This is a genomic window from Pseudomonas sp. KB_15 (assembly GCF_052114525.1).
Taxonomy (GTDB): Bacteria; Pseudomonadota; Gammaproteobacteria; order Pseudomonadales; family Pseudomonadaceae; genus Aquipseudomonas.
The window spans coordinates 1-18,091 of record NZ_JBFREX010000069.1; the positions used below are offsets into that span (position 1 = coordinate 1).

Annotated in this window: 12 protein-coding genes; 5 read left to right on the forward strand and 7 right to left on the reverse strand. The window is 61.4% G+C overall.

Translation table 11 applies throughout. From position 1 onward, the window contains the following. Positions 1-899: 899 nt before the first annotated feature. On the reverse strand, positions 900-2,873 hold the full coding sequence (locus tag AB4Z35_RS28500) for an alkyl/aryl-sulfatase (RefSeq protein ID WP_442100886.1): 1,974 nt from the start codon (positions 2,871-2,873) through the stop codon (positions 900-902). A 137-nt stretch (positions 2,874-3,010) separates the two neighbouring features. Between AB4Z35_RS28500 and AB4Z35_RS28505 the strand changes: the two genes are divergently transcribed. The 4 genes from AB4Z35_RS28505 (at position 3,011) to AB4Z35_RS28520 (ending at position 7,920) form a co-directional block, all read left to right on the forward strand. Beyond that, positions 3,011-3,679 carry an ABC transporter ATP-binding protein gene (locus AB4Z35_RS28505; protein WP_007998320.1) on the forward strand — a complete coding sequence of 223 codons (669 nt, stop codon included), beginning with the start codon at positions 3,011-3,013 and terminating at the stop codon, positions 3,677-3,679. A gap of 1 nt (position 3,680) precedes the next feature. After that, the gene (locus AB4Z35_RS28510) at positions 3,681-6,152 is read left to right on the forward strand and encodes an ABC transporter permease (RefSeq protein WP_442100889.1); all 2,472 of its coding nucleotides are present in this window, start codon (positions 3,681-3,683) and stop codon (positions 6,150-6,152) included. Next, positions 6,142-7,224 (forward strand): lipocalin-like domain-containing protein, encoded by a 1,083-nt coding sequence (locus AB4Z35_RS28515; RefSeq protein WP_442100891.1) that lies wholly within the window; start codon positions 6,142-6,144, stop codon positions 7,222-7,224. The genes AB4Z35_RS28510 and AB4Z35_RS28515 overlap by 11 nt, the downstream gene beginning before the upstream one ends. A gap of 117 nt (positions 7,225-7,341) precedes the next feature. Continuing rightward, entirely contained in the window at positions 7,342-7,920 is a 579-nt protein-coding gene (locus tag AB4Z35_RS28520; RefSeq protein WP_442100893.1) for a hypothetical protein, read from the forward strand. A gap of 533 nt (positions 7,921-8,453) precedes the next feature. On the opposite strand, the gene hglS is transcribed toward AB4Z35_RS28520, so the two are convergent. From hglS to AB4Z35_RS28535, 3 genes are all read right to left on the reverse strand, one after another. Beyond that, entirely contained in the window at positions 8,454-9,872 is a 1,419-nt protein-coding gene (hglS, locus tag AB4Z35_RS28525; RefSeq protein ID WP_442100895.1) for a 2-oxoadipate dioxygenase/decarboxylase HglS, read from the reverse strand. A gap of 291 nt (positions 9,873-10,163) precedes the next feature. After that, a complete protein-coding gene (locus AB4Z35_RS28530) occupies positions 10,164-11,120 on the reverse strand; it encodes an alpha/beta fold hydrolase (protein ID WP_442100897.1) in 957 nt (318 codons plus the stop codon). 22 nt (positions 11,121-11,142) lie between these two features. Further along, entirely contained in the window at positions 11,143-12,597 is a 1,455-nt protein-coding gene (locus tag AB4Z35_RS28535) for a flavin-containing monooxygenase (protein ID WP_442100899.1), read from the reverse strand. A gap of 197 nt (positions 12,598-12,794) precedes the next feature. Here AB4Z35_RS28535 and AB4Z35_RS28540 point away from each other — a divergent pair, with 197 nt between their 5' ends. Continuing rightward, positions 12,795-13,868, forward strand: a complete 1,074-nt coding sequence (locus AB4Z35_RS28540; protein WP_442100901.1) for a diguanylate cyclase — start codon at positions 12,795-12,797, stop codon at positions 13,866-13,868. 499 nt (positions 13,869-14,367) lie between these two features. Here AB4Z35_RS28540 and AB4Z35_RS28545 read toward each other — a convergent pair whose 3' ends face one another. The 3 genes from AB4Z35_RS28545 to AB4Z35_RS28555 form a co-directional block, all read right to left on the reverse strand. After that, positions 14,368-15,237 (reverse strand): isocitrate lyase/PEP mutase family protein, encoded by an 870-nt coding sequence (locus AB4Z35_RS28545; RefSeq protein ID WP_007996313.1) that lies wholly within the window; start codon positions 15,235-15,237, stop codon positions 14,368-14,370. Between the two features lie 142 nt (positions 15,238-15,379). After that, positions 15,380-16,414: an arginine N-succinyltransferase gene (gene astA, locus AB4Z35_RS28550; RefSeq protein ID WP_442100903.1), complete on the reverse strand. Its 1,035-nt coding sequence runs from the start codon at positions 16,412-16,414 to the stop codon at positions 15,380-15,382. A 55-nt stretch (positions 16,415-16,469) separates the two neighbouring features. Further along, the gene (locus AB4Z35_RS28555; protein WP_442100905.1) at positions 16,470-17,486 is read right to left on the reverse strand and encodes an arginine N-succinyltransferase; all 1,017 of its coding nucleotides are present in this window, start codon (positions 17,484-17,486) and stop codon (positions 16,470-16,472) included. Positions 17,487-18,091: the final 605 nt, after the last annotated feature.

Sequence of the window (18,091 nt, forward strand, 5' to 3'; positions counted from 1 at the left end):
AAAAAGTAAGCAAAAAAACGCTCGCCCCTGACGTACGGCCCCTCGCTTAGGCTCGGGGTTCCTTCGCTCCGGCATTCATCCGGGGGCATCGCCTCCGGTCGGCTTCGCGCGACCTCCTCTCGATGTGTTCGGCTGCGCCGAACGGCGCTACGCGCCTCCCCCCGGATGAACGCCTCCACTCAGCCTGCCGAGGGGGCGGGTGGATCAAGATCAAGAGCTGCAGGCGAGCTAACGCTCGGCCTGATGAGTGGTGAAGAGCATGGGTGTACGCCGACCGGCCGTTGCTTTTCTGTAGGAGCGAGCTTGCTCGCGATGGGCGTCAACGATAACGCGTGCTGACTGATTGATCGCGTTGTTCAGACGTTTTTCGCGAGCAAGTCGGATCGCCGCACCGTCGCTCCTACAGGGAAACGAGTTCAGTTGTGATCAAGCCGGCCAGCAGGCTGCCTCGTTTTGGCTTTGGCTTTGGCTTTGGCTTTGGCTTTGGCTTTGGCTTTGGCTTTGGCTTTGGCTTTGGCTTTGGCTTTGGCTTTGGCTTTTGATCTTGATCTTCTTGCCCCCTCGAGAGGCTTCGTTCCGGTTCTGCGCAGTGGGCAACCCGGCATGGATGCCGGGTTAGCCGCCGCCGGCCATGGATGGCCGATGGCGGCGGGCCCACGGAGCAGGACCGGAGCGAGGGGATGCCGAGCCTTGGCGAGGCACCGAACGTCAGGGGCAAAGCGCTTTGGTTACTTTCGCGCTCTTCGAAAGTGACCCGCTGTAAGAGCGGAACCGTAAGCCGCCGTTACCGCAGAAATGGATATGTACACCCTCAAAATGCTCATCGCCTGACACAAAGCCTTCGCGGGCAAGCCCGCTCCCACAGGTACTGCATTCATCCTGTGGCAGCGAGCCTGGTTTCACGGCGTAACGATATTGAACTGCGGCGCAAAGGTATCGAGGCTGGTCATCAGCTCCCCAAGCTTCTTGCCATTGCCTTGCAACTTGATCAGGCCTTTCTGGATCGCCGTGGGGATATCCAGTTGCTTGAGGCTGATCTGTTCCAGAGTGGTCTTGCTCATGGTTACGCTGGCATCCGCCTGGGCGTTGAGGCCGGTGCGGTGGGTCAGCACGCCATTGCGCAGGGTCAGGTTGTAGTCCTTGTTCAGGTCATCGAAAGTCCAGTTCAGGGTCAGGTCATGGCCTACGGCTTTTTCGCTGTCCAGACGCACTGCCAGGAAGTCGAAGAACATCTGCGGGCTCATCGCCCGCACCATGTCCACCGACACCGAAGTGCCGGCATGGGGTGGCACGCCGGTGCGCAGTTCCATGGCACCGGTCAGGTACATGTTGCGCCAGGTGGCGTTTTCGCTTTGATAACCCAGTTGCTCCAGCGCCTCGGCCTGGGCTTTGCGGGCATCGGCGTTGTCCTGGTTGGCGAACAGCAACTGATTGCCCAGTTGCGCGGCCCAGCGGTATTCACCCTTGGCCATTGCTGCCTGCATTTTCCCCAGTACTGCCGATTCGCCGCCCATGGCTTCGACCGAGCGCTTGGCCGTTTCCACTGGCGGCAGCGGATTGAGGTTGGCCGGGTTGCCGTCATAGAAACCCATGTAGCGCTGATACACCGCACGGGTGTTGAAACTCAGTGAACCGTAGTAGCCACGGGTGTACCACTTCTGGTCCAGGTTGCCGGGCAGCTTCTTGATCGAGTCGGCGATTTCCAGCGGCGTCAGGCCCTGGTTCAGCAGGTGCAAGGTGCGGTCATTGAGGAAGGCGTACATGTCGCGCTGGTCGGCGAGGAACGTGCGGATGCGTTCGCTACCCCAGGTCGGCCAGTTGTGCTGGGCGAACAGCACGTCGCTCTTGTCGCCGTACCGCGCCAGGCTGCCGTCCAGGTACTCGGCCCAGGCCTTGGCGTCCCGCACTTGCGCGCCGCGCGGGGTGAGGATGTTGTGCATCATTTGCGTGGCGTTTTCCGCCATGCACAAGGCGCGTAATTGCGGCAGGTACAGGTTCATTTCCGCCGGCGCCTCGGTGCCGGGGGTCAACTGGAATTCCACGTCGAGGCCGGCGATGGTGCGGGTTTCCAGTTCCTTGTCGATCAGGTCGGTGGGCGGGATCAGGGTGACGGTGCCGCCACTCGGCGTGCTCTTGCCCAGGCCGGCATCGACCTGGCCTTTTTCGCCACGGGGCAGCAGGCTGCCGAACTGGAACTGCGCGCGGCGGCTCATGGCGTTGCCGGCGTAGACGTTCTCGCTCATCACGTGTTCCATGAACCCGGCGGGGGCGAACACCTTGACCTTGCCGGCCTTGACGTCGGCCTCGTCGATGACCCCGCGCACGCCACCGAAGTGGTCGACGTGGGTGTGGCTGTAGATCACCGCGACCACCGGTTTGTGCGGGCGGTTCTGGTAGTACAGGTCCAGTGCCGCCTTGGCGGTTTCGGCCATGGTCAGCGGGTCGATGATGATCAGCCCGTCGTCGCCTTCGATGATGGTCATGTTCGCCAGGTCGAGGCCGCGCACCTGATACAGCCGTGGGCTGACTTCGAACAGACCGGCATGGGCGCTGAGTTGGGCCAGGCGCCAGAGGCTCGGGTTGACCGACTCCGGGGCCTGGTCTTTGGCGAGGAAGTCATAGGCCTGGATATCCCAGATGACCTTGCCCGAGGCGTCCTTGACCTGGCCCTTGAAGGGTGCGATCAGCCCCTTGGTGACCGACTCGTAGTCGGTGCGGTCGGTGAAGGGCAGTTGTTGCAGCACGGCGGCGTTACTGGCCGTGGTTTGCGGGCTGGCCGCGACCGGTGCATCGGCGGCTACCACCGGTTGCGCAAGGCAGGCAGTGATCAGGCAAGCAAGCAGCCCACGAGGGCTCAAGGTGAAACGAGGCATGGCGTCTCCGTTTTTTATCGTTATGGTTAGACCAGCTTCGAGGGTAGGGCGGGGCACGGGCAGGGCGATCATCAGCAACGGACAAAAAACATTCAGGGCCGCTATCCTTGAGCCACGCATATCCAGCAGGTTGACCCATGCTTGAAGTCCATGGCGTTTTCAAAAGCTACGCCACACCGCAGGGACCGCTGCCGGTGCTGCAAGGCGTCGACCTGACGCTCAAGCCCGGCAGCAGCCTGGCGCTGATGGGCGAATCGGGCAGTGGCAAAAGCACCTTGCTGCACCTGATCGCCGGGCTGGACAAGGTCGATCGCGGCAGCATCCGCAGTGGCGAGCATTGCCTGGAACGGATGAATGAAGGCCAACTGGCGAACTGGCGCCGTACTGAAATCGGCCTGGTGTTCCAGCAGTTCAACCTGATCGGCAGCCTGCGGGTCGAAGACAATCTGGCGATTCAGGCACGCCTGGCGGGGCGCCATGACCCACGCTGGCAGGCGCATCTGGTGCGGCGCCTGGGCTTGGGTGAGCTGCTGCGGCGTTACCCGGAGCAACTGTCCGGCGGCCAGCAGCAACGGGTTGCGCTGGGTCGGGCGTTGGCATCGCGCCCGCCATTGCTGCTGGCCGACGAGCCCACCGGCAGCCTCGATGAAACCACCGGCGCCGAGGTGTTGCAGTTGCTGCTGGAATTGCTCGACGACAGCCCCACCAGCCTGTTGATGGTCACCCACAGTCCCGGCGTGGCCGCACGGCTGGCGGAAAAAGCGCTGCTGTGCGGTGGTCGTCTGGCCGGTGTGGGCGAGCGCTGACATGCGCATCTTTGGCGAAACCCTGCGCGCGCTGCTCAGCCATTGGCGGCAGCACCCGGTGCAGTTTTTCAGTGTGCTGACCGGGCTGTGGCTGGCCACCGGTCTGCTGACCGGGGTCCAGGCACTCAACAGCCAGGCACGCGACAGTTATGCCCGCGCCAGTCAAATGATCGGCGGCGAACCCCAGGCCAGCCTTGGTGCGCCCGGTGGCGGTACGTTCCCCCAGCAATGGTTTATCGATCTGCGCCGCGCGGGGTGGCCTGTGTCACCGGTGCTGCAAGGGCGGGTCACGCTCAAGGGGCACGAAGAGCAGCGCTTGCAGTTGATGGGCATCGAGCCGGTGTCGCTGCCGGCGGGCGCGGCGGTGGCCGGGCAGGCCTTGGCGATTGAACAGGTGGTCGGATTTTTCAGTCCGCCGGGCAGTACCTGGATATCTTCGCAGACCTTGCAGGCACTGGGTTTGCGCGAAGGTGACCGACCAATGAACCTGGCTGGCGCGGCACTGCCGCCTCTGCATGTGCAGGCCGACATGGCGCCCGGCGTGCTGCTGGTGGACATCGGTTTTGCCCAGCAGATTCTGGGGTTGCCGGAGCAACTGTCGCGACTGCTGTTGCCGAAGGATTTCACCGCGACGCTGCCGGAGCCGTTCAAGGGGCAGCTGCAATTCAAGAGCGCCGGCGAAGAAAACAACCTGACGCGCCTGACCGAGAGCTTTCACCTGAACCTCGATGCCCTGGGGGTGCTGTCGTTCGTGGTGGGTCTGTTTATCGTGAACGCCGCCATCGGGCTGGCGCTGGAGCAACGGCGCGGCTTGCTTCGGACCCTGCGTGCCTGCGGTGTGAGCGCGCGGATGCTGGTGGCTTGTCTCGCCGTCGAATTGGGCGGATTGGCCCTGATCGGCGGTGTGGCCGGGGTGGTCAGCGGCTACCTGCTGGCCAGCGTGCTGTTGCCGGATGTCGCCGCCAGCCTGCGTGGCTTGTATGGCGCCGAAGTGGCGGGGCAGTTGAGCCTCAGCCTGACATGGTGGTTCAGTGGTATCGGCCTGAGTCTGATCGGCGCGTTGCTGGCCGGGGCCAACAGTCTGCTGCGGGCGGCGCGCTTGCCCTTGCTGGCACTGGCCGACCCGCAGGCCTGGCATCAGGCCCATGCCCGCTGGTTGCGGCGCCAGGGTGGGGTGGCGGCAATGGCCGGGCTGATAGCGCTGCTGGCGTTGATCTTCGGCGACAGCCTGGTCAGTGGCTTCGTGTTGATGGCGGCGCTGTTGATCGGCGCCGCACTGGCACTGCCGGTGGTGCTCAGCGCGCTGCTCAGTCTCGGCTCGCAGCACAGTCGCTCGGTGCTTGGCCAATGGTTTGTCGCCGATTGCCGCCAGCAACTGCCGGCCCTGAGCCTGGCGTTGATGGCGCTGCTGCTGGCCATGGCGGCGAACATCGGTGCCGGCAGCATGACCGCAGGGTTTCGCCAAACCTTCAGCGACTGGCTCGAGCAACGGCTGACGGCCGAGCTTTACCTCAATCCACAAAACCCGGCCCAGGCCCGGGAGCTGCACGGCTGGCTCAACCAGCAGCCGCAACTGGCGGCGGTGCTGCCCAACTGGCAGGTGTCGATCCAGTTGCAGGGCTGGCCGACGGACCTGTCCGGGATCATCGACCACCCCACCTATCGCCAGCACTGGCCGTTGCTCGAAGCCTTGGGCGACAACCCTTGGGAACGACTGGCCAAGGACGATGCGGTGATGCTCAGCGAACAACTGGCCCGGCGCCTGCAAGTGCAACTGGGCGATCACCTGACGCTGCCGACGCCTACTGGCCCGTGGTCGCCACGGATCGTCGGGATCTACGCCGACTATGGCAACCCCAAGGGCCACGTTCTGGTCAACATCAACCACCTGTTGCGCGGCTGGCCGCAACTGACGCCGAACCGCTTCAACCTGCGCATCGACCCGGCGTCGATCCCGGCGTTCGTCACGGCGTTGCAGGCGCGGTTTACCCTGGACGACAGCCGTATCGTCGATCAGGCGCGGCTCAAGGGCTGGTCCACGCAAGTCTTCGAACGCACCTTCGCCGCCACCGCCGCGCTCAACAGCCTGACGCTGTGCGTGGCCGGGGTGGCGCTGTTCATCAGTCTATTGACCCAGAGCCAGAGCCGTCTCGGGCAACTGGCGCCGTTGTGGGCGCTGGGGGTGACGCGTCGGCATTTGATGTTGCTCAACCTCGGGCAAACCTGGTTGCTGGCGTTGCTGACCCTGGTGCTGGCGTTGCCGCTGGGCATCGCCCTGGCGTGGTGCCTGGACACGGTGATCAACGTGCAGGCCTTTGGCTGGCGCCTGCCGTTGCGGGTGTTTCCCGTGCAACTGTTGCAATTGATGGGGCTGGCGCTGGTGGCGACGTTACTGGCCTCGGCCTGGCCGCTGTATCGTTTGTACCGCACACAACCGGCGGACCTGCTGCGGACGTTTGCCCATGAAAATTAATCTCGGCGTCTTGCTCCTGGCGCTGCTGGTGCTGCTGTTGAGTGGCTGCGATCAATCGACACCGGAGCAAAAGGGATTTGCCGGAATGGGTAACCAGGCCGCTGCGTTCACCAAGGTGGTGCCCGGTCGGGTGTTCAGCTTCCCGGTGGATCACGGCCCGCACGACGGCTTTCGCATCGAATGGTGGTACGTCACGGCTAACCTGAAGGACGATCAGGGCCATGAGTTCGGCGCGCAATGGACGTTGTTCCGCAGCGCGTTGAAAGCCACCCCAGAGGTGGCGGGTTGGCAGAATCAGACAATCTGGCTCGGCCACGCGGCGGTGACATCGGTGACGGCGCATCACGCGGCCGAACGTTATGCCCGTGGCGGCGTCGGTCAGGCCGGTGTCAGCGTTGCGCCGTTCAATGCGTGGATCGACGACTGGCAATTGCGCAGCCAGGCGACGGCCGACGACCCGTTGGCTGACGTGCTACTCAGTGCCCGCGACCAGCGATTCAGCTACCGGCTGCGGTTGACCGCGACAGGGCCGCTGGTGCTTCAGGGGGATCGGGGCTTCAGCCAGAAATCCGAACAGGGCCAGGCCTCTTACTACTACAGCCAGCCGTTTTTCCAGGCCAGCGGCACCCTGGAAATCGACGGCAAAACCTTTCAGGTCAGTGGCCCGGCCTGGCTAGACCGGGAATGGAGCAGCCAGCCCCTGACTGCCAACCAGAGCGGTTGGGACTGGTTTTCCCTGCACCTGGACAGCGGCGAACAGGTGATGCTGTATCGCATGCGGCAAAAGGACGGCGAACCTTACCTCACCGGCACCTGGATCGACGCCCGGGGCCAGACCCAACGGCTGCAGGCCAGTGACATTAGCCTCACGCCGCAAGACACCGCCAGCGTTGCCGGGCGCGAAATGCCCATTCGCTGGTCGATCAAGATCCCCGCCAAACACCTCGATATCGCCATCACCGCGCTCAATCCCAAGGCCTGGATGGATTTGCGCATTCCATATTGGGAAGGCCCGGTGCGCCTCAGTGGCAGCCATGCAGGGAACGGCTATCTGGAAATGACCGGGTATTAGAAAATCAGCAGCCCGCCACGACCACTCGCTGAACAGCGTCTATGCTCATCCCACACATGGCGTTGAGCCCGGCTTCAACGCCGTCTGTTGCCATCTATCACAGGGAATGTTCTGCCTATGAAACGCCATGCACTGACCAAAGCCATCACCCTCGCTACCTTGCTGTCTGCCGCCAGTTTTGGCGCGGTTGCCGCCGATATTCCGTTGTCCGAAGTCGTGGTGGCTGATCAGGTCTCCACCAAAGTCGTTTCGGTTGATGCCGCGAACCATTCCGTGGTCCTCAAAGGCCCGCAGGGTAATGAGTTCCCTGTGCAATTGACCGACAAGGCGAAAAATCTCAAAAACCTCAAAGCCGGCGATACGGTCGACATCAGGGTCACCAGCGCCGTTGCAGCCTACCTCGACACCGATATCGACAAAGGCCTGCCCGGCACCGCCGAAGCCACCGGTGAAGTGCGTGCTGCACCAGGTAGCGCCAACCCGGGCGGCGAAGCGTACCGTCAGGTGAAAGTGCAGCTGAAAATCACCCACATTGACCTGAAGAAACACCAGGTGACCTTCGAAAACCCGGAAGGCCAGTCCAAGACCGTCGACGTGAAACGTCCTGAGGTCCAGGCCAAACTCAAGGACTTGAAAGTCGGGCAAAGCGTTAACGTGGTTTATACCGATATATTGACGGTGACCAGCAAGCACTGAGATTGAGTAATGACTCTATATGGGCTGATTATTATTGTGCAAATTTTGCATAGGAATAATCAGCTCGTATGGTCGAACTGGTGAGTTTGTGGCACGGTGCGGGATTGGATTTAAGTCGACATTTTATTAAATATTATGTCGATAAATTTCATCTTTACCGCACGGAAATATTTAGCCACTTCTACTAAAATACTTTCCGTTCGCCCAGTGTCAGGGCTCTTTACCAGTGCATGGATTGCCGAGGCCATTGCACTGGGCGAACACTTTATTGGCTGTATTGAAAGTTTCGGATATAAAAAAAACGGGCGACCTGCAGGCTAATGCCAGTCAGTTAGGCAATTTCAGCCGCGACACCCTTTGTAGCAGCTGCCGAGCCCGCGAGGCTGCGTTCGGCTGCGAAGCAGTCGTAAAATCAGTCATTGCGCTACGTCAGGCAGGCCGCGTCAGCCGGACTCACGACTGCCATGCAGCCGAACGCAGCCTCGCGGGCTCGGCAGCTGCTACAGATCGCATTACCGCTTAACTGATCGGCATCAGGGCTGTAGGTCGCCCGTTTTTTTATTGACTTGAACAACATCGGCCAACGCGGCGAAGCACTGTTCGATCGAACGCCGCTGGCTCTCGGCATACAGGCCCAACTCATCGATCGTCGAACGCCCCAGGGCCTGTTCGAACGCCTGCTGGTTGGCATGCGCGCCGTAACGGGTTTGCGCCGCGTCCCCCAGGTTCGACTGAAAAATCCCCGCCGCGCTGACCGGCAGGAAGTCTTCGTACACCAGCGGTTCAACCCGCAGGTAACCGCTGCCGAGCAGGTCGTCCAGGGCGGCGTTTTTCAGGTCGCCCGCCGCCAGGCCTTTTTCCGTCACAAAGTAGCGGAAGTAAGCCAGGCCCTGTTGGCGCATCCCTTCCCAGGTGTCGGGGAATTCGTTGAAATGCTGCACCATCAGGGCGTTGTAACGCGCGGCGTTGGCTTCGTTGGGGAAGTCCTTGAGCTCGTCCCGTGCGGCATTGAGCAAGCGGTCGTACAGTGCGCGGCCTTTGGGCGTGAGGGCGGCACCGCGCTGTTCGATTTCGCCGAAACGGGCACTGTGGCTGCCGTGAGCCTCGTTTTGATCGGTGAAGGCAATCGGCTCGTCCAGAGCCTTGAAGCTGGTCTGGCGCAGCAGGATCGGGCACTGGCGGCGGGGCGGGCCTTCGATCACCGCTTTGGGGGTGATGCCATGGGCCGGCATTTGTGCCTGCACGATGTCGATGTCCAGGGTCCGCGGTGTCAGGTGGTTGATGTGCGGGCCCTTGAACGCCACCACGTCGGCGATCAGACGATGCTGGGCGCTGAGCCTTTGATATTGCTCGGCGGTGACGGTGGCGCTGTGGTGCCAGCGGAACGTTTCCAGTGCCTGTTCGACGAATTCCCCGGCTTCCTGCTCGGTCAGGCCCCCCAGGGATTCGGCACGCTCGATGAGCGTGAGGGCCGTGGGAGTGAAGATCGAGCGCTGGTCGAGCATCGACTGGGCGAACGCTCGCAGCTCCAGGTCTTCGATCAGTTCCAGGCGCAACAGCGAGGTGAATACCCGGAACGGGCTGACCTGCAACGACGCTTCATGCACCGCGCGAAACGCCGTGGAATGTACCGGCACGCCGGCCGGTGTCAGGTCGTAGTAACCCACAGGTTGCATGCCCATCACCGCGAACAGGCGGGCGAGGGTTGCCAGTTCATCGGCCGTTCCGACGCGGATCGCCCCATGACGCTCCAGGTCCAGTCGCTCGATTTCGCCGGTGCTCTTGAGCTGCTGCAAGATTTGCGGATCGCTGTCCAGCACGTGGCGGTTAGTCTGCTCCACCAGTTCCATCAACGCGCCGTACAACGGCACTTCCTCGCGATACATGTCGGACATCGCTTTGGAGAAGCGTTGGCGGATCAGGTCAGGGCTGACGAAGTTCGGGTGGTTCATGAACAGGATTCCTGGCGCGGTGACGTAAAGGATGGACGAAAGATCGCAGCCTTCAGCGACGCCGACAAACGAAGTTTCTGACGAACTTCATTCTGCAAAGGACTGCATGTCCAGGGGGCGTTCTCAATTAGTTTCCCTACCGCGCCGGGTCTGCTGTTGTGCAGGGCAAGGCGCGAGAAGCGCAGTTTGGTCATTCCAAATCAGCTTCGAGTAACGCAGCCCTGCACAACAGCAGGCCCGGCCCTTCGGGTTGTGCTTTAAAGCTGTGGGGAAACTAATTGAGAACGCCCCCTAGTGCAGTCGTTGATCCTGCGGGCTCTCCGAGCGCAGCGATGCCAAAAACTCGCGATACAGCCGCGCCGAACCGGTGGGTGCTTCCACCATGGGCATGTGCCCGACGGCGTCCCAGATATGCACGCGCAAGTCGGCGATGCCCTTGCTCCAGACCGACACGCTGCTGACATCGATCAGCCGGTCTTTGCGCCCCCACAGCAACAGGGCCGGGGCGGTGATGTCGGGCAGGTGCGGTTCCATCGGCGGGCTGGCGCGAAAATCCCGGAAGATTTCTTCCAGTTCCTCGCGAGACTGTTCATAACGCTGGGCGACGGCATCGAGCACGAGCTTCGGTACCCAGGGCGGTGAAGCCATGGTCATGGCGTAGAAACGCTGGAATTCTTCGCGCGAGTGAATCAGAAACGGGTTGTGGCCCTTGGCCAAATGCCGTTCGAGGTCACTGGGCTCGGGCGCGGTGACCCCGGCCGGGTCGATCAGCGCCACGGACACAATGCGCTCGGGGTAAGTGGCCGCGAGCCACGCCGCCATGTAGCCACCCATGGAATTGCCGATGACATGGACTTTTTCGACGCCGCACACATCCAGCAGCTGGATCATGCGCTTGGCCTGCAGCGGGATGTCGTAGCCGCCGCCTGCCTTGAAGCCGGTTTCGCCATGGCCGGCGATGTCCGGGATGATCACTCGATGGCTGCCGACAAAGTGCCGGGCGAAACGCAGCCAGAGGTTTTTGTCGGCGCTGAAGCCATGGAGCATCAGCACATTGCTGGTGGCTTCGTACGGCCCGCCTTGCCAGGTCGAGACGGTCATCTCGGGGATGGGCACGACGATTTTGTGCAGCCGGTACAGCTTGGCCTCGGCCGCCATGTTCAGGTCATAGAGCCAGTAGCCGATGGCCGGGTAGGTCAGCCAGCTCCAGGTGACGAACACTGCGAGAACGACGAACAACAAAAGCATCACGCGTCTCCCTTCTATCAGCTCAGGACAAAATGTGATCGGCGGGTTTCAGCGCTCGGGTCAAGCGATGAAAGCTGAAGCTGAACCCCGGAAACATGGCAATCACATGACCGCTCTTGCTTTGATACCAACTGTGGCAACCACCGGACTTCCACACGGTTCGTTCCATTTCCCGGTGGATCATTTCAGTGTAGGTACGTTCCGCCTCATGGCGAACTTCGATGCTGCGTAAACCTTGATCCTTCAAGGTGCGAATGCAATCGAGGATGTAATTCATCTGGGATTCGATGATGAACAGCGCCGAGGTGTGGCCGATGCCGGTGTTCGGCCCGGTGACGATGAACAGGTTGGGAAAGTCCGGCAGGGCGGTGCCGAGGTAGGCCCGCGGGTACGGCGCCCAGACCTCCTTGAGACGGGTGCCGTTCTTGCCCGTTACCGGGTAGGAAATCACCCCGTCGGTGGCGTCGTAGCCGGTGGACCAGACGATCAGGTCCACTTCGATGTGTTGGCCATCGAGGGTAACGATGCCGGTTTCGTCGATGGCCGCGATGCCTTGCTCGCGGCTGTGCAGCGTTACGTTGCTGCGCGTCAGTGCCGGGTACAGCGTGCTGGACAGAATCACCCGTTTGCAGCCGATGGTGTAGTCCGGCGTGAGTTTGCGCCGCAGTTCGGCGTCCGGCACCTGGCGTTTGAGAAAGTGCAGGGCCTGGCGCTGGACCCTTTGCACGGCCGGCTTCGAATACTTGAAGCCAATCACCCGGGTTTCGAATTGCCAGTAGATCCCCCAGCGCAGCAGCTTGTAGGCTGGCTTGAAACCCAGCAACCATCGCTGCAAGCGGCCGAATCTGCGGTCTGCCCGGGGCAACACCCAGTGGGGCGTGCGCTGGAACACATGCAACTGCCCGACGTCCGTGGCAATGGCCGGAATGACCTGGGCCGCACTGGCGCCGCTGCCGACGATGGCCACGCGTTTTTGCCGGTAGTCGTAGTTGTGATCCCAGTTGTTGGTGTGAAACGTCTTGCCCTGAAAGCGTTCCTGTCCGTCGAAGCGCGGAACCACCGGTTGACTCAGCGGCCCGGTGGCGTTGATCAGGAACTGCGCGCAAAACGTGCCTTTGCTGGCGGTGTACACCGTCCAGCGCTTGTTGGCGTCGTCCCATTCTACGCGCTCGACATTTGCGTTCAGTTCCACCTTGTCCCGCAGGCCGAAGTGCTCCACCACATGGCGGGTGTAGCGGTGCAATTCGGCCTGCCCGGCGAACATTTGCGTCCAGCGATACGGGGCGAAAGACAATGAGTACAGCGGTGAGGGCACATCGACCGCCGCACCGGGATAGGTGTTCTGGCACCAGGTACCACCGAAGAAATCCCGTCGCTCCAGCAGGCGGAAATCGTCGATGCCGGCCTTGAGCAGATTAATTGCAGCACATTGGCCGCCAAACCCACTGCCGATGATCAATACTTGAAAGGTCTGCATGGGCCTCCGCTTATGGTCATTGATCAACTCCTTCTTTCATGTATAGCCGTTTCTGGAGGAGGCTTTTGCATTTATTCGAGCGTGACAGGCGGATATTCAGCCCGCCAGCCGGTGATGGCTATTTAATGTCGCCCTGATAGACTGCAGCGCATAGGCACAGGCTGTTATCGCATTCCGTTGAGTGGCACAGAGGCCCTATGGCAAAAACGGGAGGACAGGGGTTTTCATTGGCCAGGAGGCTCTATACATCGCGAATCCTGGGGGTAGCCTTGGGATTGGTGTGTGTGAGCGCGGCGATGTATCCACTCGATCCGGCGCCCTGGGTCTGGGGATTCATGTGGTTCAATGGCCTGGTCTGGCCGCACCTGGCTTACCAATGGGCGCGCCGGGCCAGCAAGCCTTATCACGCCGAACACCGCAATCTGCTGATCGATGCCTTTCTCGGCGGCTTCTGGATTGCCGCCATGCAGTTCAATCCATTGCCTAGCGCGACCACCATTTCCATGATGGCCATGCACAACGTGGCCATCGGTGGCTTGCGCTTCCTGCTGGCCGGGACGGCCGCGCAAGTGCTAGGCCTCTGCGTTGGCTTGCAGATTTTTGCCCCGGCGCTCATTCCTGCCACCAGCCCGGTGCAACTCTATGCCTGTTTGCCTTTGCTGTGCCTGTATCCGTTGTCATTGGGCTGGATCTGCTTCCGCCAGACCCATACCCTCGGCCTTCAGAAGCGTGAACTGCTGGCACTGAGTCGCACCGACAGCCTGACAGGCCTGCTGAACCATGGCGCCTGGAAGGACCAGCTGGAAGTCGAGTTCCAGCGTTGCAAACGCCAGCAAAAAGGCGGGGCGATTGCCCTGATCGACATCGACCATTTCAAAGTCATCAACGACACCTACGGCCATGTTGCCGGCGATATCGTCTTGCGCCAGTTGAGCAAAATGCTCAGGCAGAACCTGCGAGCGACCGATGTGGCAGGGCGCTACGGCGGTGACGAGTTCTGCGTGATCCTTCCGGACCTGCCCCTGAACCGCGCCGCCGCTGTCATGGATGCCCTGCGTGATCGCTTCGCCACATTGGGGTACGAGCAGAATCCGGCGCTGAAAGTCAGCCTGAGCATAGGCCTGGCGTCATTCAATCCGGCGCACACCGACGCGACGCTTTGGCTCAACGACGCCGATCATGCGCTATACGAAGCCAAGACCACCGGGCGTAACCGCGTGATCTGTTGCGGTAATGGCAAACCCTATCGCGAACTGCTCGACTCGGCCTGAACGTCCACTGCAAAACCTGCGGGAGCGGGCTTGCTCCGGGCGGCGATCCGACGAAGGCGGCGGGTCAGGCGGTATGGATGTTGGCTGTGATGGCCTCATCGCGAGCAGGCTCGCTCCCACAGGGGAATTGCGGTGCGCACGGCATTGGCGTACAGCCGTGATCCAAATGTGGGAGCGGGCTTGCTCGCGAAGGCAGAGTGTCAGGCGGCATGGATGTTGGCTGTGATGGCCTCATCGCGAGCAAGCTCGCTCCCACAGGGGAATTGCGGTGCGCACGGCATTGGCGTACGGCCGCGATCCAAATGTGGGAGCGGGCTTGCTCGCGATGGCGGCGTATCAGGCGGCATGGATGTTGGCTGTGATGGCCTCATCGCGAGCAGGCTCGCTCCCACAGGGGAATTGCGGTGAGCACGGCATTGGCGTACAGCCGCGATCCAAATGTGGGAGCGGGCTTGCTCCGGGCGGCGATCCGACGATGGCGGCGGGTCGGTTTAAACCGTCATTCCTTCACGCTCATGAACTCTTCCGCGAAGCGGATGTATTCCTCGGGTTGCGTGTAGGTGTGCGTCAGCTCGGTCGCGCTCAGGTCCGACGTCTGGGTGAGGATCTGGCGTTGCTCGCGCAGGCTGTCGTAGGTCGCCTTGATCGCGGCGAAGTACGCGCCATGGCCGTCGATGGTCACGCGTACACCCAGTTCGGCCAGGCGTTTGTCATCGCGTAGCAGCGGGTTGCCGTAGGTCACCAGCATCAGCGGCACGCTCAGATGCTCGGCGATCTGTTCCAGATGGTCGAAGTCCTTTACGCCCACCATGCAGATCCCGTCGGCTCCGGCACGCTGGTATTGCCGGGTGCGGCTGATGATTTCCTGCACCGGCAGAATCCCGGCGTGGGTGCGGGCGATGATCGCCATTTCCTTATCGCAGCGGGCTTCCAGTGCCGCGCGGATCTTGCCGACGCCTTCGGCGACCGTGATCAGGTCGGTGGACTTACGGCCGAACTGGGCGGGCAGCAGCGTGTCTTCGATGGTCAGCGCAGCAACGCCGGCACGTTCGAGTTCGACGATGGTGCGCATGACGTTGAGCGCGTTGCCGTAGCCGTGGTCGGCGTCGGCAATCACCGGCAGCTGGGCGACACGGCCGATGCGGGTGGCCTGTTCAGCGAATTCGCTGAGGGTGATCAAGGCAAAGTCAGGGGCGCCCAGCACTTGCAGCGATGCGACCGAACCACCGAGGATCCCGACTTCGAAGCCCAGGTCGGCGGCAATGCGCGCCGACATCGGATCGAAAACCGAGGCCGTGTGGTAGCAGGTGTTGGAGGCGAACAGTTGGCGAAAATTGCGGCGCAAATCTTGATGGGAAAGCCTGGACATATGAGTTCCACCAATGGAATGGAAGGGCTTGAGCAAAAGTGTCAACGCCAAAGAAATAAAAGGCTATCACGCGCGCAGGGGGAGAATGATGACGAATTTGCTGGGTAAGGCCGATTGACGTCGCAACGATGGAACTGATAGGTCACGCCGCCACGGCCTGTAGCCGTTGGTCAAGCAGCGGCACGGCGCGCACCGAGTCACCGGGTTGCAGTTGCAAGCGCTTGGCGGTCAGGCGATCAACCACCAGGCTGTTGCCCACCTGTCGGGCCGGGGCGCAGGTAATGCGACAGTTTTCCAGGCGGCGGTTGTGGATCAGCCAGAGGGGCGCTTTATCGTCCGGCGAGCCGATGGCCAGTGACAGCGGTTGGCTGTCGCGCACGGTGCGGATCCCGGAAACCGGGGCTTCAAGGACCGGTCCGCCGTCGAAGATATCGATGTAGCCTTGGTGGGCAAACCCTTCGGCGCTAAGAATTTTCAGGGCCGGCTCGGTATTCGGGTGGGCCTTGCCGATCACCGCCTGGGCCTGTTCGGTGAGCAGGCAGGTGTACAGCGGCTGGCGCGGCATCAGTTCGGCGATGAACGATTTGTTGCCCAGCCCGGACAAGTGATCGGCGTGGCTGAAGTCCATCTTGAAAAAGTGCCGGCCGAGGCTGTCCCAGAACGGCGAGCCACCTCGCTCGTCGGCACTGCCGCGTAATTCGGCGATGAGCCGGTTGCCGAACAACTGCGTAAACTCGGCGACAAACAAAAAACGCCCGAGCGAAAGCAGGCGGCCGTTGTTTCCCTGGCGCTGATCGGAGCGCAGGTACAACGAGCAGACTTCCGATTGCCCGGTCAATTCATTGCTCAGGAACAGGGTCTGGATCTGGCGCTGGATGCCCAGGTCCGGTGACGTGCTGACCGTCAGTCCGACCCGGTAGTTGTACCAGGGCTCGCGCAGGCCGACGCCACCCGTCAGGGCGCTGACGCCCACCACTTGCTGCTCGTCGTCCTCGAGCACGAACAGATATTCGGCATCGGCGCGATCGACCTGCCCGGCGAAGGTGCGTTGGGCCCAGCGGATACGGTGGGCCAGGCGCTCTTCGTTGGCCGGCAGGCTGGTGAGCCCCGGACTGGCCTGGCGCACCAGCGTGAGCACGGCGGGCAGGTCGGTGATCTGGACCGGACGGACAATCATGCGGCTGTTCCTTGTTCGCGTGTACTCGGACGTTGGTGTTGACCCTGGCGGGTATTCACAGGGCGATCAGCCTGATCGGGCTGCCGTCGGTCACCTTCAATGCCTTGCACATGGCGGCGTCCAGCGTGACGGGTTGCCCGGTGATGTAGTCAAGATCGACGACAATGGCCCGATAATCCTTCAAGGAGTCGTTGCTCACCAGATAGCTGCCACGGGCATCGATCACCGGTCCGGATTGCGTTACGCCGCACTGGCTGTGGGCGATGGAACGAATGCCCGACGTGCGCGCGTACAGTGTAGGGCCTCCATCGAACAGATCGATGTAACTGTTGGTTTCGAAGCCTTCACGTTCGAGGATATCGAAGGCTTCCTGGCCGTCGGGGTGGATGCTGCCGATGCAGTCCTGTGCCGCCTGGGGCAGCATGGGCACGTAAATCGGATACTGCGGCATCAGTTCGGCGAGAAAGGTGCGGCTCTGCAGGCCGCAAAGCCGTTCGGCCTCGACGTAGGGCAAGTCGAAGAAATGCTTGCCCACGGCATCCCAAAATGGCGAGTGGCCTTCATCACTGCTGTAGCCGAYGATTTCGGTGATCACCGTTTCGGAAAAACGCCGGGCGTGGGCGGCGATGAACAACAGGCGCGCCCGCGACAGCAGTTCGGAATGCGCGGTGCGTACCCGCGCGGCATCGATATGGAAGCCCCGCAGCAAGGTGTGGCCACTGAGGTCGTGACACAACGACAAGGCCGGTACACCGTGCTCGATGTTCAGCTCCCTCGAGGCACTGGTGAAGTGCCGGTTGCGCAGGCTGTAGAACGGCTCGTTGAACCCCGCCGTGGCGAGGATTTCCGAACAGCCGACCAGGTGCTGCGTCGTCAGGTCTTCGAGTACAAAGAAATAGTTTTCCGGGCCATGACCCTCGACGTCCTTCTCGAACGAGACACAGGAATCGAGGATTTTTCCGCGCAACCGTTCGCTATCGTCGGGCAGGGATGTAACGCCCACGAGGCTTTCACGAGCCAGCCTCTGCAACTGGGGCAGATCAGCTAGCTCGACTGGACGCAAGACCAGCATGGAGACACTCCTGTATCAATCGATTCGGCGGTTTGAGCCGAACCTGACTATCACTATCGGTTTTTCCACACATTAAATCGGTGGTCGTCTGAACGTTGTCAGGCGCCACTCTTTTTCTTGTCAGATGTTTCTTGGGATGGACCGTTTTAAACAAGGAGCGGGCGATTCGGCCGCAAGCGATGCCTGGCCAGGCGCATTGATCGGGGTTTCGAGAAAGGGCATCCGGGCTCCTGCTGGATGAGCGTGGAACATGTTTTAACAGTCCGTTGAAAGGAGTATTTAATTATCGCGCACTGCCTGTCTAGTTAATTTTCGCGTGGTCTGTCTGTGTCCGAAAAAGGGGCGAAATGCCTGTACTAAAGGGCTACGCCGATGTCGTAAAGTCTTGTAAGACATTGCCTGAGTTGCGGTCAGACATAACAGAAAACCTGTCAGGAAATGCCTGAAGGAATCAGTTTCAAACAGGAAAATTAAACACCCCCGGGTCTAATGCCAGTCAGTTAAACGGTAATGCGATCTGTAGCAGCTGCCGAGCCCGCGAGGCTGCGTTCGGCTGCGAAGCAGTCGTAAAATCAGTCATTGCGCTACGTCAGACAGGCCGCGTC

Excerpts from the sequence above, each read along its gene's own strand:
- AB4Z35_RS28515 (WP_442100891.1), top strand. The coding sequence starts at position 6,142 with ATGAAAATTAATCTCGGCGTCTTGCTCCTGGCGCTGCTGGTGCTGCTG.
- hglS (WP_442100895.1), bottom strand. The coding sequence starts at position 9,872 with ATGAACCACCCGAACTTCGTCAGCCCTGACCTGATCCGCCAACGCTTC.
- AB4Z35_RS28540 (WP_442100901.1), top strand. The coding sequence starts at position 12,795 with ATGGCAAAAACGGGAGGACAGGGGTTTTCATTGGCCAGGAGGCTCTAT.
- AB4Z35_RS28510 (WP_442100889.1), top strand. The coding sequence starts at position 3,681 with ATGCGCATCTTTGGCGAAACCCTGCGCGCGCTGCTCAGCCATTGGCGG.
- AB4Z35_RS28530 (WP_442100897.1), bottom strand. The coding sequence starts at position 11,120 with ATGCTTTTGTTGTTCGTCGTTCTCGCAGTGTTCGTCACCTGGAGCTGG.
- AB4Z35_RS28500 (WP_442100886.1), bottom strand. The coding sequence starts at position 2,873 with ATGCCTCGTTTCACCTTGAGCCCTCGTGGGCTGCTTGCTTGCCTGATC.
- AB4Z35_RS28505 (WP_007998320.1), top strand. The coding sequence starts at position 3,011 with ATGCTTGAAGTCCATGGCGTTTTCAAAAGCTACGCCACACCGCAGGGA.
- AB4Z35_RS28520 (WP_442100893.1), top strand. The coding sequence starts at position 7,342 with ATGAAACGCCATGCACTGACCAAAGCCATCACCCTCGCTACCTTGCTG.
- AB4Z35_RS28545 (WP_007996313.1), bottom strand. The coding sequence starts at position 15,237 with ATGTCCAGGCTTTCCCATCAAGATTTGCGCCGCAATTTTCGCCAACTG.
- astA (WP_442100903.1), bottom strand. The coding sequence starts at position 16,414 with ATGATTGTCCGTCCGGTCCAGATCACCGACCTGCCCGCCGTGCTCACG.
- AB4Z35_RS28535 (WP_442100899.1), bottom strand. The coding sequence starts at position 12,597 with ATGCAGACCTTTCAAGTATTGATCATCGGCAGTGGGTTTGGCGGCCAA.